Source organism: Achromobacter sp. UMC46 (genome assembly GCF_014170335.1).
Classification (GTDB): Bacteria; Pseudomonadota; Gammaproteobacteria; order Burkholderiales; family Burkholderiaceae_B; genus Achromobacter.
Genome location: NZ_LZZS01000003.1, coordinates 264,567 through 280,056 on the forward strand (window position 1 = coordinate 264,567; position 15,490 = coordinate 280,056).

The 15,490-nt window shown below is 67.7% G+C and carries 16 protein-coding genes; 14 read left to right on the forward strand and 2 right to left on the reverse strand.

Going from position 1 to position 15,490, the window contains the following annotated elements:
- Positions 1-46 precede the first annotated feature (46 nt).
- The 3 genes from mmsB to A9973_RS01685 all read left to right on the forward strand — a co-directional run bounded on the left by mmsB (position 47) and on the right by A9973_RS01685 (position 2,142).
- On the forward strand, positions 47-937 hold the full coding sequence (mmsB, locus tag A9973_RS01675; RefSeq protein WP_183012029.1) for a 3-hydroxyisobutyrate dehydrogenase: 891 nt from the start codon (positions 47-49) through the stop codon (positions 935-937).
- A gap of 1 nt (position 938) precedes the next feature.
- Positions 939-1,376 carry a PaaI family thioesterase gene (locus A9973_RS01680; protein WP_183012030.1) on the forward strand — a complete coding sequence of 146 codons (438 nt, stop codon included), beginning with the start codon at positions 939-941 and terminating at the stop codon, positions 1,374-1,376.
- Positions 1,377-1,452: 76 nt separating this feature from the next.
- Positions 1,453-2,142 carry a VIT1/CCC1 transporter family protein gene (locus A9973_RS01685; protein ID WP_183012031.1) on the forward strand — a complete coding sequence of 230 codons (690 nt, stop codon included), beginning with the start codon at positions 1,453-1,455 and terminating at the stop codon, positions 2,140-2,142.
- A gap of 23 nt (positions 2,143-2,165) precedes the next feature.
- Here A9973_RS01685 and A9973_RS01690 read toward each other — a convergent pair whose 3' ends face one another.
- Positions 2,166-3,164 (reverse strand): folate-binding protein YgfZ, encoded by a 999-nt coding sequence (locus A9973_RS01690; RefSeq protein WP_183012032.1) that lies wholly within the window; start codon positions 3,162-3,164, stop codon positions 2,166-2,168.
- A gap of 153 nt (positions 3,165-3,317) precedes the next feature.
- On the opposite strand from A9973_RS01690, the gene mltG reads away from it, so the two are divergent.
- From mltG to A9973_RS01715, 5 genes are all read left to right on the forward strand, one after another.
- On the forward strand, positions 3,318-4,496 hold the full coding sequence (mltG, locus tag A9973_RS01695; protein WP_183012033.1) for an endolytic transglycosylase MltG: 1,179 nt from the start codon (positions 3,318-3,320) through the stop codon (positions 4,494-4,496).
- Entirely contained in the window at positions 4,493-5,116 is a 624-nt protein-coding gene (gene tmk / locus A9973_RS01700; protein ID WP_183012034.1) for a dTMP kinase, read from the forward strand. Before mltG ends, tmk begins: the two co-directional genes overlap by 4 nt.
- Complete coding sequence (holB, locus tag A9973_RS01705; RefSeq protein ID WP_183012035.1) at positions 5,113-6,162, forward strand: DNA polymerase III subunit delta'; 1,050 nt, start codon at positions 5,113-5,115, stop codon at positions 6,160-6,162. The genes tmk and holB overlap by 4 nt, the downstream gene beginning before the upstream one ends.
- A 69-nt stretch (positions 6,163-6,231) precedes the next feature.
- Positions 6,232-7,002 carry a TatD family hydrolase gene (locus A9973_RS01710; protein ID WP_183012036.1) on the forward strand — a complete coding sequence of 257 codons (771 nt, stop codon included), beginning with the start codon at positions 6,232-6,234 and terminating at the stop codon, positions 7,000-7,002.
- Between the two features lie 38 nt (positions 7,003-7,040).
- Positions 7,041-7,928: an ankyrin repeat domain-containing protein gene (locus A9973_RS01715; protein WP_183012037.1), complete on the forward strand. Its 888-nt coding sequence runs from the start codon at positions 7,041-7,043 to the stop codon at positions 7,926-7,928.
- Positions 7,929-7,999: 71 nt separating this feature from the next.
- Here A9973_RS01715 and A9973_RS01720 read toward each other — a convergent pair whose 3' ends face one another.
- Positions 8,000-8,698 (reverse strand): GntR family transcriptional regulator, encoded by a 699-nt coding sequence (locus A9973_RS01720; RefSeq protein WP_183012038.1) that lies wholly within the window; start codon positions 8,696-8,698, stop codon positions 8,000-8,002.
- A gap of 165 nt (positions 8,699-8,863) precedes the next feature.
- On the opposite strand from A9973_RS01720, the gene gabT reads away from it, so the two are divergent.
- The 6 genes from gabT to A9973_RS01750 all read left to right on the forward strand — a co-directional run bounded on the left by gabT (position 8,864) and on the right by A9973_RS01750 (position 15,487).
- Positions 8,864-10,222 carry a 4-aminobutyrate--2-oxoglutarate transaminase gene (gabT, locus tag A9973_RS01725; RefSeq protein ID WP_183012039.1) on the forward strand — a complete coding sequence of 453 codons (1,359 nt, stop codon included), beginning with the start codon at positions 8,864-8,866 and terminating at the stop codon, positions 10,220-10,222.
- 10 nt (positions 10,223-10,232) lie between these two features.
- Complete coding sequence (locus A9973_RS01730) at positions 10,233-11,213, forward strand: aminopeptidase (RefSeq protein ID WP_183012040.1); 981 nt, start codon at positions 10,233-10,235, stop codon at positions 11,211-11,213.
- Positions 11,210-11,983 carry an enoyl-CoA hydratase/isomerase family protein gene (locus tag A9973_RS01735; RefSeq protein ID WP_183012041.1) on the forward strand — a complete coding sequence of 258 codons (774 nt, stop codon included), beginning with the start codon at positions 11,210-11,212 and terminating at the stop codon, positions 11,981-11,983. Before A9973_RS01730 ends, A9973_RS01735 begins: the two co-directional genes overlap by 4 nt.
- A 28-nt stretch (positions 11,984-12,011) precedes the next feature.
- A complete protein-coding gene (locus A9973_RS01740; RefSeq protein ID WP_183012042.1) occupies positions 12,012-13,211 on the forward strand; it encodes a CaiB/BaiF CoA-transferase family protein in 1,200 nt (399 codons plus the stop codon).
- A gap of 134 nt (positions 13,212-13,345) precedes the next feature.
- Positions 13,346-14,587, forward strand: coding sequence for an ABC transporter substrate-binding protein (locus A9973_RS01745; RefSeq protein ID WP_255468975.1), 1,242 nt, complete (start codon positions 13,346-13,348; stop codon positions 14,585-14,587).
- Positions 14,588-14,611: 24 nt separating this feature from the next.
- Positions 14,612-15,487: a branched-chain amino acid ABC transporter permease gene (locus tag A9973_RS01750; RefSeq protein ID WP_183012044.1), complete on the forward strand. Its 876-nt coding sequence runs from the start codon at positions 14,612-14,614 to the stop codon at positions 15,485-15,487.
- Positions 15,488-15,490 lie beyond the last annotated feature (3 nt).

Below are 15,490 nucleotides of genomic sequence, written 5' to 3' on the forward strand. Positions count from 1 at the left end.
ACGATGAATCCATACCTACAGCAATAGCAACAGGAGACAAGACATCATGAGCAGTATCGCGTTTATCGGTTTGGGCAACATGGGCGCGCCCATGGCATTGAATCTGGTCAAGGCCGGCCACAGCCTGACGGTGTTCGACCTGGTGCCGGCCGCCGTCAAGCTGCTGACCGACGCCGGCGCCCGTGCGGCGGCGTCCGCATCCGAAGCGGTCAAGGGCGCCGAGGTGGTGATCTCGATGCTGCCGGCCAGCAAGCATGTGGAAGGCCTGTATCTGGGCGAAGACCTGCTGGGCAAGATCCCGTCCAGCGCGCTGGTCATCGAGTGCAGCACCATCGCGCCGGATTCGGCGCGCAAGGTGGCGCAGGCGGCCGACGTGCGCGGCATCGCGATGATTGACGCCCCGGTGTCGGGCGGCACCGGCGGCGCGGCCGCCGGCACGCTGACGTTCATCGTGGGCGGGCAGGACGCCGCGTTGGAGCGTGCGCGTCCCGTGCTGGAGAAAATGGGCAAGAACATTTTCCATGCCGGCCCCGCGGGCGCCGGCCAAGTGGCCAAGATCTGCAACAACATGCTGTTGGGCATCCTGATGGCGGGCACGTCCGAGGCGCTGGCGCTGGGCGTGGCCAACGGCCTGGATCCCAAGGTGCTGTCCGACATCATCGCCAAGAGCTCCGGCCGCAACTGGGCCACCGAGCTCTACAACCCCTGGCCGGGCGTCATGGACCATGCGCCGGCCTCCAAGGGCTATGCGGGCGGCTTCGGCGTCGATCTGATGCTCAAGGACCTGGGCCTGGCGGCCGAGGCGGCGCTGTCGGCGCGCGCGTCGATCCCGTTGGGCGAACTGGCGCGCAACCTGTATTCGCTGCACAGTTCGGGCGGATCGGGCAAGCTGGACTTCTCCAGCATCGTCAATCTGGTCAAGCGCGAGCAGGACTGACATGACGGGGCACCATTCACCGTCCGACCCGGCCGCCCGGGTCAAGGCCAGTTTCGACCAGCAAAGCATCATGCGGCTGCTGGGCGCCGGGCTGGACGTGGTGGAACCGGGCAGGGTGGACATCGTGCTGCCCTACCGCGCCGACCTGTGCCAGCAGAACGGCTTTCTGCATGCGGGCATTTCGACGACGATCGCGGACAGCGCGGGCGGCTATGCGGCCTACACGCTGTTCGGGCCCGGCGAGGACGTCCTGACGTCGGAGTTCAAGATGAACTTCCTGGCGCCGGCCAAGGGCGACCGCTTCGTGGCCAGCGGCCGGGTGGTGAAGCCGGGCAAGCGCCTGTCGATCTGCCAGGTCGAAGTGCATGCGTACGATGGCGAGCAGGTCACGATGTGCGTGATAGGCTTGCTTACCGCGGTACGCGTGACGCCGCGATGAATCGGGCGCGGTGCGCGTCTGGCCTTCCGGGCCGGACGCACGCCGCGTTTGTCACGCGCCGCATGGGTGCCGCGCAATGCCTTCAAAAGAACATCATCGGATTTTCCGCAGCAATTGGCTGCGTGCCGCCGTGCTGGGCGCCAACGACGGCATCGTCTCGACGGCCAGCCTGATCACCGGCGTGGCGGCGGCGCAGGCCACGCATGGCGCCATCCTGACCTCGGGGCTGGCCGGCCTGGTGGCGGGGGCCTTGTCGATGGCGGCCGGTGAATACGTATCGGTGCGGTCCCAGGCCGACACCGAGGCCGCGGACCTGCGCATGGAGCAGCGTTCGCTGAAAGGCAATTCGGCAGAAGAACTGGCCGAGCTGATCGACATCTACGTGGGGCGCGGGCTGACCCCCGACCTGGCGGCACAGGTGGCCCGCCAACTGACCAGCCATGATGCCCTGGACGCCCACGCGCGCGATGAATTGGGCATATCCGTCCATAACCGGGCGCAGCCCGTGCAGGCCGCGGTGGCCTCCGCGGCCTCGTTCGCCGGCGGCGCCGCCTTGCCGCTGGCGGTGGCCGTGGCGGCGCCGTTGCCGCAACTGATCATCTGGGTGATCGGCGCGTCGGTGGTCTGTCTGGCGGTGCTGGGCGCGCTGGCGGCCGGAGCCGGGGGCGCGCCCAAGGCGCCCGCGGCGATGCGCGTGACGGTGCTGGGTGCCTTGGCGATGGCGGCGACCGCCGCCGTCGGCGCGCTGTTCGGCGTGGCCGTCTAAGGCCGGCGCCAGGCGAAATAAGCTTAAGGCGTGATCGAGTACGGCAGCGGCGCCGCGGCGATGCGGGGGCCGTCCGCCGCACCCAGGCGCAGATCGCCTTCGGGCAGGGCGGCCAGTGTGGTTTCGAACAGGACGGACGCCACGCCGGCTTCGCTGGCGGCATCCACGACGCGGCCGATGGGCTCGCCCGGCTGGGTGGCGTCGAACACGTCCACGCCGGCCAATGCCGCGCCTTGCAGGCTGGCGTCGGTGATGGTGCCGTAGGCCATGCGGCGTTTGACGGTGCCGCGGTAGTGGCTGCGTGCCACCACTTCCTGGCCGGGATAACAGCCCTTGGTGAAGCTCACGCCCTGGATCAGTTCCAGGTTGACGGTCTGCGGGATGAAGACGTCTTGCGTGGCCGTGGCGATCCAGGGGATGCCGGCGGCCAGGTCGGCCACCTGCCATTGCGAGGCGGGAGCCAGGCCCAGTACCGCAGCCAGCGGGGCGGCCTGGTCCAGTTGCTGGTCGGACGCGATCCACCACCAGCGCAGGCGGCCGTCGGCCGACGGCGCGGCGATCCAGGTGCCGGACGGCAGGTCGGCGCGCTGCCAGGCGCCGCGCGGCAATGCGCCGGTCACGGCTTCCAGCGCGGCGGCGTCTTCGGCCGATGCCTGGACGCCGGTGACGTTCAGCGGCGTGGCGGCCAGCTTGACCTTGGCGCGCAGCACGAACATCGACAAGCGCTTGAGCAGGGCTTGCGACAGATCCTGGCGCACCAGGCCATAGAGTTGGGGGGCGTCGTCGGCGCCGGGGGCGGCGCGCCACATCACCAGCGTGGCCAGCAGGCGGCCCTTCGCGGTGCAATAGCCCGCCAGGCGGGCGGCGTCGGCGGGCAGGCCGGTGACGTCCTGCGTCAGTTGGCCGTGCAGGAAGGTCAGGGCATCGGCGCCGGCGGCGCTGAAGACCACAAAATCTTCCAGCGGCGCGCATTGCGCGCAACCTTCTGCGCGGACGGGGATCGAACTGTAGAAAGCATGCATGGCGGCGGTGTTATCGCAACATCAAAGAGCAGATGATAGCCGTCTTCCCTTGGCGAAAGGCCAGTGCCCCCGACGGGCGCAGGGCTGTGCCGCGCGCCCCGGCCCCACTTTTGCCGCGACAGGTCCGCCTGATCCATTAAACTTCTGGGACTTATGAAGAAGCGACTCCGTTTTTACGTCTTGTGGTCATTCCTGCTCATCGTGATTGCCGCCGCGGCAGCCGTGGGCGCCGCATGGAGCTGGATGCACCGGCCCATGCAGTTGCCGGCCGACAGGATCGATTTTGTGGTGGACCCGGGCAGTAGCCCGCGCACGGTCGCGCGCGCGCTCAATGCGGTCGGCGTGCCGATGTGGGAGCCGGGTTTTGTCTGGATGGCGCGCCTGACCGAGCAGGACAAGCTGATGAAGGCCGGCGGCTACCAGGCCATCAATGGCGATACGCCGTGGCTGCTGCTGGAGCGGCTGGCGAGGGGTGACATGACCCAACGCCAGATCACCTTCCTGGAAGGCTGGACCTTCCGCCAGATCCGCCAGGCGCTGCGCGAGAACCCGGACGTCAAGCAGACGTTGGGCGACACCAGCGATGAAGCGCTGATGGAGCGCCTGGGCTCGGACATCAAGCATCCAGAGGGGCTGTTCTTCCCGGACACCTATATCTTCACGCCCGGCAGCACCGATTACGACCTGCTGCGCCGCGCCTATCAGGAAGGCCAGCGCATCCTGCAGGACACCTGGGCCAAGCGCCAGTCCGACCTGCCGGTGGCGACGCCCTACGAAGCGCTGGTGCTGGCGTCGATCATCGAAAAAGAAACGGGCCACGGCCCGGACCGCCGCCGCGTGTCGGGCGTGTTCACCAACCGGCTGAAGATCGGCATGCTGCTGCAGACCGATCCCACTGTCATCTACGGGATGGGCGAGAACTATCAGGGCCGGATCCGCAAGCGCGACTTGCAGACCGATACGCCGTGGAACACCTATACGCGCCCAGGCCTGCCGCCTACGCCGATCGCGGCCGCGGGCCGCGCGGCGCTGCTGGCCGCGGTGCAGCCTGAACAGCACAAGTACCTGTTCTTCGTGTCGCGGGGCAACGGCACCAGCGAATTCGCCGAGAACCTGTCGGGGCACAACCGCAACGTCTCCCGCTACATCCTGGGCCAGGGGCAGACCGTGCGCCCGGCCGCGGTGCCGACGCCCGCAGGCGCACCCGCTCCAGCGGGGGCGCCGACTGCGCCTGCCGCTGCGCCCGCCGATTCCGGCCCGGCTGATTCGGGTCCGGCCGCCGGCGCCCCTCCCGATACCGATTCCGATACACCAAAAGGACAAGATCAATGACCTCACGCGGACGCTTCATTACGCTGGAGGGCGTGGACGGCGCGGGCAAGAGCACGCACACCGTCTGGATCGCGGACTTTTTGCGGGGCCAGGGCGTGGACGTGGTGTCCACGCGTGAACCCGGCGGCACGCCGCTGGGCGAGAAGCTGCGCGCCCTGGTGTTGACCGACACGATGGGGCTGGACACCGAAACCCTGCTGATGTTTGCGGCCCGTTGCGAACATGCCCGCCAAGTGATCGAACCGGCGCTGGCGCGCGGCGCATGGGTCGTATGCGACCGCTATACCGACGCGACTTACGCCTATCAGGGCGGCGGGCGCGGCTTGGGGGCTGCGCGCATCGCGGTGCTGGAAGCCTGGATGCAGGCGGGCCAGCCCGACCGCACCTGGCTCTTCGATGTGCCGCTGGAGGTCGCGCGGGCCCGGTTGGCCGACGCGCGCGAACCCGACCGCTTCGAGCGCGAGGGCGCCGAGTTCTTCGAACGCACCCGCGAGGCCTATCACGACCGCGCGAAGGCCGATCCCGGCCGCATCCATATCGTGGACTCGACGCAGTCCATCGAGCGGATTCGCACGGAACTGGAAGGCGGCCTGCGCGAACTGCTGGCTGCCCAGGCATGAGCGCGCCCCAATTCCTGCCTTGGCAGATGGACACGGCGCGCGCCTGGCTGGGCAATCGCGACCGCTTTGCCCATGCCTGGCTGGTGCACGGCCTGGCCGGCATCGGCAAGCTGGACTTCGCGATCGCGGCGGCGGCCAGCCTGCTGTGCGAAACGCCCGAGAACGGCCTGGCCTGCGGCCATTGTGCCGCCTGTGCCTGGTTCGCCAGCGGCAACCACCCCGACTTGCGCCGCATCCGGCCCGAAGCCGTGGCCGTGGAAGAGGGGGCGGACGCCGCCGAGCCCGCTGAAGACGCCGAGCCCGCTGCCGGTCCCGCCAAGCGGGCGCCGTCCAAGGAAATCCGCATCGACCAGATCCGTTCGCTGGAGTCGTGGTTCAACACGGCGACGCACCGGGGCGGTTGGCGCGTGGCGCTGCTGTACCCGGCGCACGCGCTGAACGTGGTGTCGTCCAACGCCTTGCTCAAAGTGCTGGAAGAACCGCCTCCGCATACGGTTTTCCTGCTGGTGGCCGACGCGCCGGACCGCTTGCTGCCGACCCTGGTGTCGCGCTGTCGGCGTTTGCCGCTGCCGGCCCCGGACCCGGATACCGCGCTGCAATGGCTGCGCGGTCAGAACGTGGAGCCCGCACGCGAATGGCTGGCGGCCGCCGGCGGCGCGCCGCTGGCCGCGCTGCGCCTGGCGCAGGCCGGCGATACCGCCTGCCCGCCGTGGCTATCGCAATTGATCGGCCCGCTTGCCCAGGGGCAGCCGCCTGATGTCGGCACGTTGGCCGAATCGCTGGAAAAGGTGCCCGCCAGCGAATGGATCGATGCGCTGCAACGCGTGTACACCGACCTGATGCTGGCCAGCGCGGGCGCGCCGGTGCGGTACTTTCCGGCCTTGGCGGCGGGCGTTGTCCAGGTCGCCGCACGCATGGACCGCGCACGCGTGTCCGAGGCCGCGCGCTGGCTGACGCGGCAACGCGCCCTGGCCACCCATCCGCTGAACGCCAAGCTTTTCGCGCACGCCACCCTGCAACGCGTGGTGCTATCCTGCCAGGCGTAAGTCCCTGATCCAGTGGCGTTTCTCCCGGCAACGGGATGAGGGGCCACGGCCTTTTTACGTAGTCAAAACATGTACGTCGATTCCCACTGTCATTTGAATTTTCCGGAGCTGGCCGCCGATCTGCCGGCCATCCTTGAGCGGATGGCCGCCAACCAGGTGACCCACGCGCTGGTCGTCAGCGTCAATATGCCCGAATGGCCGGGCCTGATGGCGCTGGTCGAGCCGCAGCCCAATTTGTGGGCCTCGGTGGGCGTGCATCCCGACTACGAGGACACGCCGGACCCATCGCCGGAAGAGCTGGTCCGGCTGTCCGAACACCCGAAGGTCGTGGCCATTGGCGAGACCGGCCTGGACTACTACCGCCTGTCGGAACCGCTGGACTGGCAGCGCGAGCGCTTCCGCCGCCACATCCGCGCCGCCCGCGATACGGGCCTGCCGCTGATCGTCCATACGCGCTCCTCCGCCGAAGACACCGTGCGCATGCTGCAGGAAGAACGCGCGTCGGAAGTGGGCGGGGTCATGCACTGCTTCACCGAGAATTGGGACATGGCGCAAGCCGCGCTGGACCAGAATTTCTACATTTCGCTGTCGGGCATCGTCACCTTCAAGAATGCCCAGGTCGTGCATGAAGTGGCCGCCAAGGTCCCGCTTGACCGCCTGCTGATCGAGACCGACTCTCCGTATCTGGCACCCGTGCCGTACCGGGGCAAGCTCAATGACCCGTCCAAGGTGATCCACGTGGCCGAGAAGATCGCCGACCTGAGAGGCATTACGGTGGCCGAGGTGGCGCAAGCCTCAACAGATAATTTCTTCCGTCTTTTCAATAAGATAAAGAAATAAGTTAAACCTGATTATTTAATGTGATTTCTAGGATAGCCATGACCGCCCACGCTTCGACTGCCCGTCACGTCCTGTTGTCGCATTGCCGGGGGGCGCTGCTGGCGCTGGCCATCGGACTGGCGGCGCCGGTGGCGCATGCCGCCAATCCTGGCGACTGGTGGGTCTACGTCGCCAATGACTATCCCGACGACATCAAAGACCTGCTGGCCCACGGATCGGATCCCAACGTGCGCTACAAGAACGGCCAGCCGGCGCTGATGCGCGCGGTGGTGGATGGCGCCTGGAAGGTGTTCGACGTGATCGCCGCCGACAAGCGCACCGACGTGAATGCCGAGAATCCGGCGGGCGAGACGCCGCTGATGTACCTGGCGATCGCCGGCCAGACCGAGCGGGCGAAAAAGCTGATCGCGCGTGGAGCGCAGGTCAACCGGCTGGGGTGGACGCCGTTGCACTACGCGGCCTCGAAAGGGCAGATGGAGATGGCGCGTCTGTTGCTGTCGAAGAAGGCCATCGTCAATGCTCCGGCACCCGGCGGCGAAACGCCGCTGATGATGGCGGCGCTGGGCGGCAATAAAGAGATGGTGGACCTGCTGCTGAAATCAGGCGCCGATGTGACGACCCGCGACCTGAAAGGGCAGAGCGCGGCCGACTGGGCCCGCAACGGCAAGTCGGCCTCGTTGGCGACCGAACTGACCGCCATGGTCGCCAGCGCCGACGACGCCAAGCGCGCCCGCCGAGCGGCCAATCCGGCGCCTGAAGGGGCAGAAGCGGCGTCGGCCCCCGTGCCGGAAGCGGTCGCCCCGGCGGCGGCGCCCCAGGGGCAACCTGCTCCGGCGGCGGCCGCGCCTGCGCCCGCGGCAACCCCCAATGTGGGCGGCGTGTCGGGGGTCCGGCTGAACAATTACGACACGCCGGCCTCGCCCTGAGGCGGCAGCCGTGGCGGGGGCTGCCAGCCAAGGCGCTGGCCGGCCCGCCGCCGCGCCTGTCGCCTGGTCGCTTAGATTACGTAGTTCTTGTAGCGCTCGATGTATTCGCGGGCGCTGGCGTTCAGCTCGCGCACGCAGCGCTCGGCTTCATCGGCGTCGCCCCGAACCATCGCGTCCAGCAGGGCGCGGTATTGCTTGATTCCCATCTCTGAACGGCCCGGCAGCAGCGCCACCCGACGCATCGACACGCGGGTGCGGTCGTAGATGCGCTCGATCATGTCGCTAAGCACGGGGTTGCCCGCCAGCGCTTTGACGTGATTGCGGAACTGTTCGATCGTGGCCACGTGGGCTTCGATGTCGCCGTTCTTCAGGCTTTGTTCGAAGGGCTCGCCCAGCAGGGCCTGCATGGCCTCCCAATCGGCGGGCGTCGCGTTGGCGATCGCCAGCCGCACCGCCAGCCCGTCCAGCGCCTCTCGCACCTGATACAGGCGGTACGTGGTTTCCATATCCACCAGCGCGACGACGGCGCCCTTATTGGGCACCCGCTCCACCAGCGCGCGGTCTTCCAGCGTGGCCAGCACTTCACGCGCCTTGGCGCGCGGGATGTCATAGGCGCGGGCCAGATCCTCTTCGGGGACGCGGGTTCCCGGCAGCAAGGCTTGCGAGGCGATGCGTTCGCGCAGATCAAGAATGACGTCGTGGGTCGAGGCCGCCTTGCGCTGTTCTGTCGTGACGGCGTCAGAGGGGGGATTGGCGCGTTTCGTGGGCATGTAGGCACCTGGGATGAGTCGCGGCAAGCATAGCATTATTTTGAACTCAAGATTGTGCACAATCAAGAATGCGAAATTGTAAATTGCCGTTGACACAATAAAACGCACAAGAATATAGTGACTTCACTTCGTCGGCCTACCCACGCATCCAAGGAGCCCAGGGCAATGAAAGACGCCGTGCAGTCATCTCAACTTCCTGGCCCGCAATGCGCGGCCTACCTGCAGCGGCGCAATGCCGCCGTGGCGTCGGGCGTGGCCAACGGCCCGCCGGTCTTTGCGGAACGCGCTTCGGGCGCGACGCTGACGGACCTGGACGGCAATGCCTACATCGACTTCGCCGGCGGCATCGGCACCCTGAACGTGGGGCATGCCCATCCCGACGTGGTTGCGGCGGTTCAGGCGCAGGCCGAACGCTATCTGCACACCTGCTTCAACATCGTCATGTACCCGGGCTACATCGAGTTGGCCGAAGCGCTGATCGATCTGGTTCCGGGCGACTGGCCCAAGAAGGCCATGTTGCAGACGACAGGCGCGGAAGCCGTGGAAAACGCCATCAAGGTGGCGCGGCGCGCCACGGGCCGGCAAGCGGTGGTGGCCTTCGAGAATGCCTTCCATGGCCGCACCTACATGGCGCTGTCCCTGACGGCCAAGGCGCCCGCCTACAAAAGCGGCTTCGGCCCCTTCGCCGCCGAGGTCTACCGCGCGCCGTTCCCCGTGCGCTACCGCTCGGGGGTGAGCGACGCTGAATGCGCCCAAGCGGCGTTCGACGCATTCCGCCGGTTGGTCGAAACCGAGATCACGCCTGAGCAAGTGGCTGCCGTGATCATCGAACCGATCCAGGGCGAGGGCGGCTTCCATGACGCGCCGCCGGCGTTCCTGCAAGCGTTGCGGGCGTACTGCACGCAACACGGCATCGTGCTGATCGCCGACGAGATCCAGTCGGGCTTTTGCCGCACCGGCGAATGGTTCGCCACCGCGCATGCCGGCATCGAAGCCGACCTGTACACCTTGGCCAAGTCCATGGGCGGCGGCCTGCCCATCGCCGCGCTGGTGGGCCGGGCCGACTTGATGGACGCACCCAAGGTGGGTGGATTGGGCGGGACCTATGGCGGCAACCCGCTGGCATGCGCCGCCGCGCTGGCGACGATCGCAGTCATGCGGCGCGAAGACTACCCGGCCCGCGCCCGCGACGTCGGCGCGCGGGTGCGCGAACGTTTCTCCGCCTGGGCCGGGCGCTTCGGCATCGTGGGCGACGTGCGCGGCCTGGGCGCCATGGTGGCGTTCGAAGTGGTCAAGAACAACGCGGGACACGAGCCGGCCAGCGACCTGGCGGCGCAGATCGTGCAGGCGGCGTATCAGGGCGGGCTGATCCTGGTGAAAGCGGGCTTTCATGGCAACGTCATCCGCTTCCTGGCGCCCCTGTGCATCACGGACGACGAACTGGCCCGCGGGCTGGACGTGCTTGAGCGTGCGGTAGCCGATGTCCAGCAAACGGCCGATGCCCGTGCACGGCGCGCGGCGTAAGGGGAATTCCATGCATACGCTGTTGAAACTGAAGAACGCCCGCAAAGTCGTCAGCCAACTGGGCGCCGCCCGGCCCGGCATGGAAGTGCTGGTGCTGTACGACCTGTACACCGGCCACAACGTCGAGCCGTTGGCCATCGCCGTGGACGAGGCGGGCGCGGGGTTGAACCTGTTGCAGATCGCCGGGTCCACGCGCCACGGCCGGCAGTTTTCGCCCGTGGTGGCGCAAGCCATGCAGGGCGCGGACCTGGTGATCGCGCTGACCCGCGCCAATGCCGCGCACACGGATGCGCGCCAGCAAGCGACCCGGGCCGGCGTGGGCGTCATCGTCCTGCCGGAATCGCATCAGGCCGACTTCTTCCTGGCTGAAGGCTGGGAGGCTGATTTCGACGCCTTGCGTCCGCAGATCGAAGGCCTGGCGGATGCCCTGACGCGGGCGGACACCGCCCGGGTGACGACAGCGCTGGGCACCGACGTCACGATGAGCATCGCCGGCCGCCGGGGCAGGGCGCTGCACGGTTTCGCCAATACGACCGATATCTCGGCCGGGTATTGCCTGGAATCCAGCCTGGCGCCAGTGGAGGGCACGGCCGAGGGCGTGATCGTGGTGAACGCCAGCATTCCCGGCGTGTCGCTGATCCGGGACGAGCCGGTGCGTATCCATATCGAAAAAGGGATGGCCGTGGCGATCGAGGGGGGCGAGGTGGCCCGCCGGTTCCGCGACCTGCTGGCCAGCTTCAACGACCCGCTGGTCTACAACCTGGGCGAACTGGGCGTGGGCATGAATCCGCGCTGCCAGCTGGACGGCACCATGCTGTCGGACGAATCCGTCTACGGCTCGATCCAGCTGGCGCTGGGCACCAGCGCCTACATCGGCGGCACGGTCAAGGCGGCGGCGCACTACGACACCATCGTCACGGACGCCACGCTGACCCTGGACGGCCGCGTGGTGCTGCAAGGCACCGAGCTGCGGCTGGAGGATGCGGCATGAGCATCGACCTGAGCCGCGAGCCCGACGGCGTGGCGACCGTGCTGATGAACCGCCCGGCCAAACGCAATGCCTTCACGCTGGACATGTACCGGGATTTCGGCCGGATCATGGGCGAACTGGATGCCGACGACGCCGTGCGCTGCGTGGTGCTGCGCGGCGCGGGCGGCGCCTTTTGCGCCGGCAGCGACATCGCGGGTTTTGGAGACGACCGCGACGGCGCGGAGCAGGCTGCTGACTATGCCGCCTTCACGCTGTCGATGACGGACAGGCTGAAGTTCCTGCGGCACCCGACGCTGGCCTGCATCGAAGGCGTATGCGTGGGGGGCGGCCTGGAGCTGGCGGCGCTTTGCGACATCCGCATCGCCGGGCGAAGCAGCCGTTACGGCATTCCCGTCAATCGGATCGGCCTGACCGTCGACCACCAGGAACTGGCGGACCTGATCGCGGTCATCGGCGCCACGCACGCGCTGGAGATCCTGCTCGAAGGCCATGTCTTCGGCGCCGAGGAGGCCATGTCCAAAGGCCTGCTGAGCCGCGTGGTAGACGACGAACACGTCGTCGCGCAGGCCTATGCCGCGGCAGCCCGCATCGCCGCAGCCGCGCCGCTGGTGAACCGTTGGCACAAGCGCTTCGCCAGCCAGTTGCGCGCGGGCCGCCCGCTGACCGACGCCGAACGCCGCGAAGCCTACGCCTGCTTCGGCACGGAAGACTATCGGCGCGGACGCGAGGCGTTCGCCCGCAAGCAGGTTCCTGAATTCACCGGCCGCTGACCGGCCACCGACCCGAGACGGACCCGACATGACTCAAACTGCATCCCCCCTGGCCGGCATCAAGATCCTGGATCTGTCCCAGATCATGGCCGGCCCGTATTGCACGATGGTGCTGGCCGACCTGGGCGCCGAGGTCATCAAGGTCGAGAAGACCGGTGCGGGCGACGACTCCCGCGAGATGGGCCCCTATGTGAACGGGGAATCCACCTGCTTTGCGCAGATCAACCGCAACAAGCAGGGCATCGCGCTGAACTTGAAAGATCCCGAGGCGCGGGACGTGCTGTATGAACTGGCGCGCTGGGCCGACGTGGTGGTGGAAAACTATCGCGTGGGCGTGACCCGGTCGCTGGGCGTGGACTACGAGACGCTTTCGAGGATCAATCCGCGCCTGGTGTATTGCTCGATTTCCGGCTACGGCCAGTCCGGGCCGTATGCGGGCAAGGGCGGTTTCGACCTGGTGGCGCAAGGCATGAGCGGCATCATGAGCATGACGGGCGAGCCGGGCGGGCGGCCGCTCAAGTCCGGCATCGCCATCTATGACGTGGGCGCGGGGCTGACGGCGGTTTACGCCATCCTGGCCGCCTGCATCCATCAGATGAAGACGGGCGAAGGCCAGCACATCGATATCGCCCTGGCCGAATGCGGCCTGCCGTGGTTCGTGTGGGAGGCCGCCGCCTATTTCGCGGACGGCACCGTGCCCGAGGGCACGGGCAGCCGGCACCGGGTGTCCGCGCCGTACCAGGCATTCGGCACCCGCATGGGTTTCATCATGATCGGGGCCGCCAACCAGCGCACCTGGGAGCGCCTGTGCGCCGATGTGCTGGAGCGCCCCGAACTGATCTCCGATCCGCGCTTCGTGACCAACTCCGACCGGCTGGCGAATATCAGCGAGCTGGAGCCGATCCTTGAGGCCGAGTTCGCGCGCGCCGACGCCGCGGAATGGATCGCGCGCTGCGAACGGGCCTCGGTGCCTTGCGGGCCCATCAACGACTTCGGCCAGGCGATGCAAGACCCGCACTATCTGGCGCGCGGCATGGTGCAGGAGCTGAACCACCCCGTGCTGGGCGCGATGAAGACCATCGGCATTCCCACCAAATTCTCGCGGACGCCGGGCGCCTTGCGCACGGCGGCGCCGCTGATGGGCCAGCACACCGACGATGTGCTGCGGCGCTTCGGCGTGGCCGAAGACAGGATCGCGGGCATGCGCGCGCGGGGAGTGATCGCGTAGTCCGGACACCGGCGGTAGGCAGTAGGCAAGTAGGCAGTACCGAAGTCGCATCCAAGCTACAGGGGACGCCGGCGTGGCACGCGCCGGCGGCTATTCGAAGTTGAACAACGATGTTCACGCCGCAAGGAACCTTCATGACGCAGCCCACTCATCTTTCCCGACGCGATTTCCTCGCCGCCAGCGCCACGCTGGCGGCCGCAGGCGCGATGCCCGGCCTGGCCTGGGCGCAGGCGCAAGCCGCCCCGCCGTTCCGGCTGGGCGCGCTCAATTCCATCACCGGTGTCGGCGGGCCGTACGGCCCCGCCATGCTGGAGGCCATCAAGATCGCCATCGCGGAAGTCAACGCCGCCGGCGGCGCGGCGGGCAGGCAGATACAGCTGTACGCCGAAGACGACCAGACCAAGCCCGATGCGGCCGTGCTGGCCGTGAAAAAACTGATCGAGATCAACAAGGCTGAAGCGGTGGTGGGCATCTGGCCGTCGTCGGTGGGGCTGGCCGCCATGCCGATCACCAACGCGGCGGGCCTCATCACCATGAACACCTGCGGCGCGCCCGAGATGCTGACCGAGAACAAGCAGGGGCTGGCGTGGATGTTCCAGGCGTCCAATGCCGTGTTCGGCCGCGCGTTCGCCGAAGTGGCGCGCCAGCGCGGCTTCAAGCGGCCGGCGGTGATGGCCTTCAATAACTCCACGTTTGTCGGGCAGGCCAACTACTTTCGGGACGCGTGGCGCGAGAAGGGCGGCGACGTCAGCGCGTTCACCGTCTACGAGCCGAACCAGACCACCTACCGCACCGAGCTGAACAAGGTGCTGGCGTCCAAGCCGGATGTGATTTCGCTCAGCGCCTACCGGCCCGACGCCACCATCATCCTCAAGGAATGGTTCCAGACCGGCCAGGACTGCAAGTTCATCATGCCGGGCTGGACCGCCAATGAAGACCTGGTCAAGGCGCTGGGCAAAGAGGCGACGGAAGGCATCATTTCGATTTCGAACGTTGCGGCGCACGAGCACGAGGCGTACAAGCGCTTCGCCGCCGAGTTCCGCAAGCGCACGAAGCGTGAACCCGACATCTTCGCGTCCCAGTCCTACGACATGGTGATCACGCTGGCGCTGGCCATCGAGGCGGCGGGCGCGCGGGCGGACGTGGCGGCCATCAACGGCAAGATCCGCGCGGTGACGGCGGAAGGCGGCGGCGAGAAGGTCAGCAGCTTCGCCCAGGGGCAGGCGCTGCTGCGTGCCGGCAAGCCGGTGGACTACGACGGCGCCTCGTCGCGGCTGGACTTCGGCAAGCAGGGCGAGACGGTGCCGGATTTCGGCGTATTCGACATCCGCGACGGCAAGCTGGTGCTTAACGAAGTCATTGCCGGCAAGGTCTGACGGCCATACCAAGGGGAACATAAGATGGATGCAATCACCGTCATCAACGCCGGGATCAACGGCGTTGTGATCGGGATGCTGCTGGCGTTGCCGGCATTGGCGATTACGCTGGTGTTCGGCATTGCCCGCTTTCCCAACGCCGCTAGCGGCGACTACATGACGCTGGGGGCCTATGTGGCCGTTTTCACCCAGGCGGTGACAGGCGGGTCCATGCTGGCGGGCGGCCTGGCGGCCGTCGCGGCGACCATCGCCGTCAGCCTCTTCTTCTACGCCTGGGTGTTCCGGCCGCTGGAATCCCGCACCAACGTGTCGCGCCTGATCGCCTCGATCGGCGTGGCGTTCGCCTTGCGCAGCACGATCACCTTTTTCGCCGGGCAAGACCAATACACCTTCGACCTTCCGCTGACGCGGGCATGGAACTTCGGCGGCGTGCGGATCCTGCCCACCGATGTGGCCATCGTGGGCATCGCCGTTGCGGCGCTGGCGCTGGTCTTCGCCCTGATGCACATGACGCCGACGGGACGGCGCATGCGGGCCGTGGCCGACAACCCCGAACTGGCGGCGGCCAGCGGCATCCGCGGGCGGCGCGTCATGGTCACGCTGTGGAGCATCGCCGGGGCCTACTGCGGGCTGGGCGGCGTGCTGCTGGGCGTCAAGGCGGTGGTGATCCCCGAGCTGGGCTGGGAACTGCTGATGCCCATGTTCGCGGCGGTGATCCTGGGCGGCATCGGCAACCCGGTGGGCGCCATCGCCGGGATCATGGTGTTCAGCATCGCGCAGGAGGTCGCCAGCCTGGTGGTGGGGCCGGCCTACAAGATCGTTTTCGCGTTCGCGGTGCTGCTGTGCGTGCTGCTGCTGCGTCCCCAGGGAATTTTCGGCCGGCCGATGGCGGCGAGGTGACAT

What these genes read in the sequence shown, in the direction of transcription:
- A9973_RS01690 (WP_183012032.1), bottom strand. Translation starts at nt 3,164, where the DNA reads ATGCATGCTTTCTACAGTTCGATCCCCGTCCGCGCAGAAGGTTGCGCG.
- A9973_RS01715 (WP_183012037.1), top strand. Translation starts at nt 7,041, where the DNA reads ATGACCGCCCACGCTTCGACTGCCCGTCACGTCCTGTTGTCGCATTGC.
- A9973_RS01720 (WP_183012038.1), bottom strand. Translation starts at nt 8,698, where the DNA reads ATGCCCACGAAACGCGCCAATCCCCCCTCTGACGCCGTCACGACAGAA.
- A9973_RS01680 (WP_183012030.1), top strand. Translation starts at nt 939, where the DNA reads ATGACGGGGCACCATTCACCGTCCGACCCGGCCGCCCGGGTCAAGGCC.
- holB (WP_183012035.1), top strand. Translation starts at nt 5,113, where the DNA reads ATGAGCGCGCCCCAATTCCTGCCTTGGCAGATGGACACGGCGCGCGCC.
- tmk (WP_183012034.1), top strand. Translation starts at nt 4,493, where the DNA reads ATGACCTCACGCGGACGCTTCATTACGCTGGAGGGCGTGGACGGCGCG.
- A9973_RS01710 (WP_183012036.1), top strand. Translation starts at nt 6,232, where the DNA reads ATGTACGTCGATTCCCACTGTCATTTGAATTTTCCGGAGCTGGCCGCC.
- A9973_RS01730 (WP_183012040.1), top strand. Translation starts at nt 10,233, where the DNA reads ATGCATACGCTGTTGAAACTGAAGAACGCCCGCAAAGTCGTCAGCCAA.
- mmsB (WP_183012029.1), top strand. Translation starts at nt 47, where the DNA reads ATGAGCAGTATCGCGTTTATCGGTTTGGGCAACATGGGCGCGCCCATG.
- A9973_RS01685 (WP_183012031.1), top strand. Translation starts at nt 1,453, where the DNA reads ATGCCTTCAAAAGAACATCATCGGATTTTCCGCAGCAATTGGCTGCGT.
- A9973_RS01735 (WP_183012041.1), top strand. Translation starts at nt 11,210, where the DNA reads ATGAGCATCGACCTGAGCCGCGAGCCCGACGGCGTGGCGACCGTGCTG.
- gabT (WP_183012039.1), top strand. Translation starts at nt 8,864, where the DNA reads ATGAAAGACGCCGTGCAGTCATCTCAACTTCCTGGCCCGCAATGCGCG.
- mltG (WP_183012033.1), top strand. Translation starts at nt 3,318, where the DNA reads ATGAAGAAGCGACTCCGTTTTTACGTCTTGTGGTCATTCCTGCTCATC.
- A9973_RS01740 (WP_183012042.1), top strand. Translation starts at nt 12,012, where the DNA reads ATGACTCAAACTGCATCCCCCCTGGCCGGCATCAAGATCCTGGATCTG.
- A9973_RS01745 (WP_255468975.1), top strand. Translation starts at nt 13,346, where the DNA reads ATGACGCAGCCCACTCATCTTTCCCGACGCGATTTCCTCGCCGCCAGC.
- A9973_RS01750 (WP_183012044.1), top strand. Translation starts at nt 14,612, where the DNA reads ATGGATGCAATCACCGTCATCAACGCCGGGATCAACGGCGTTGTGATC.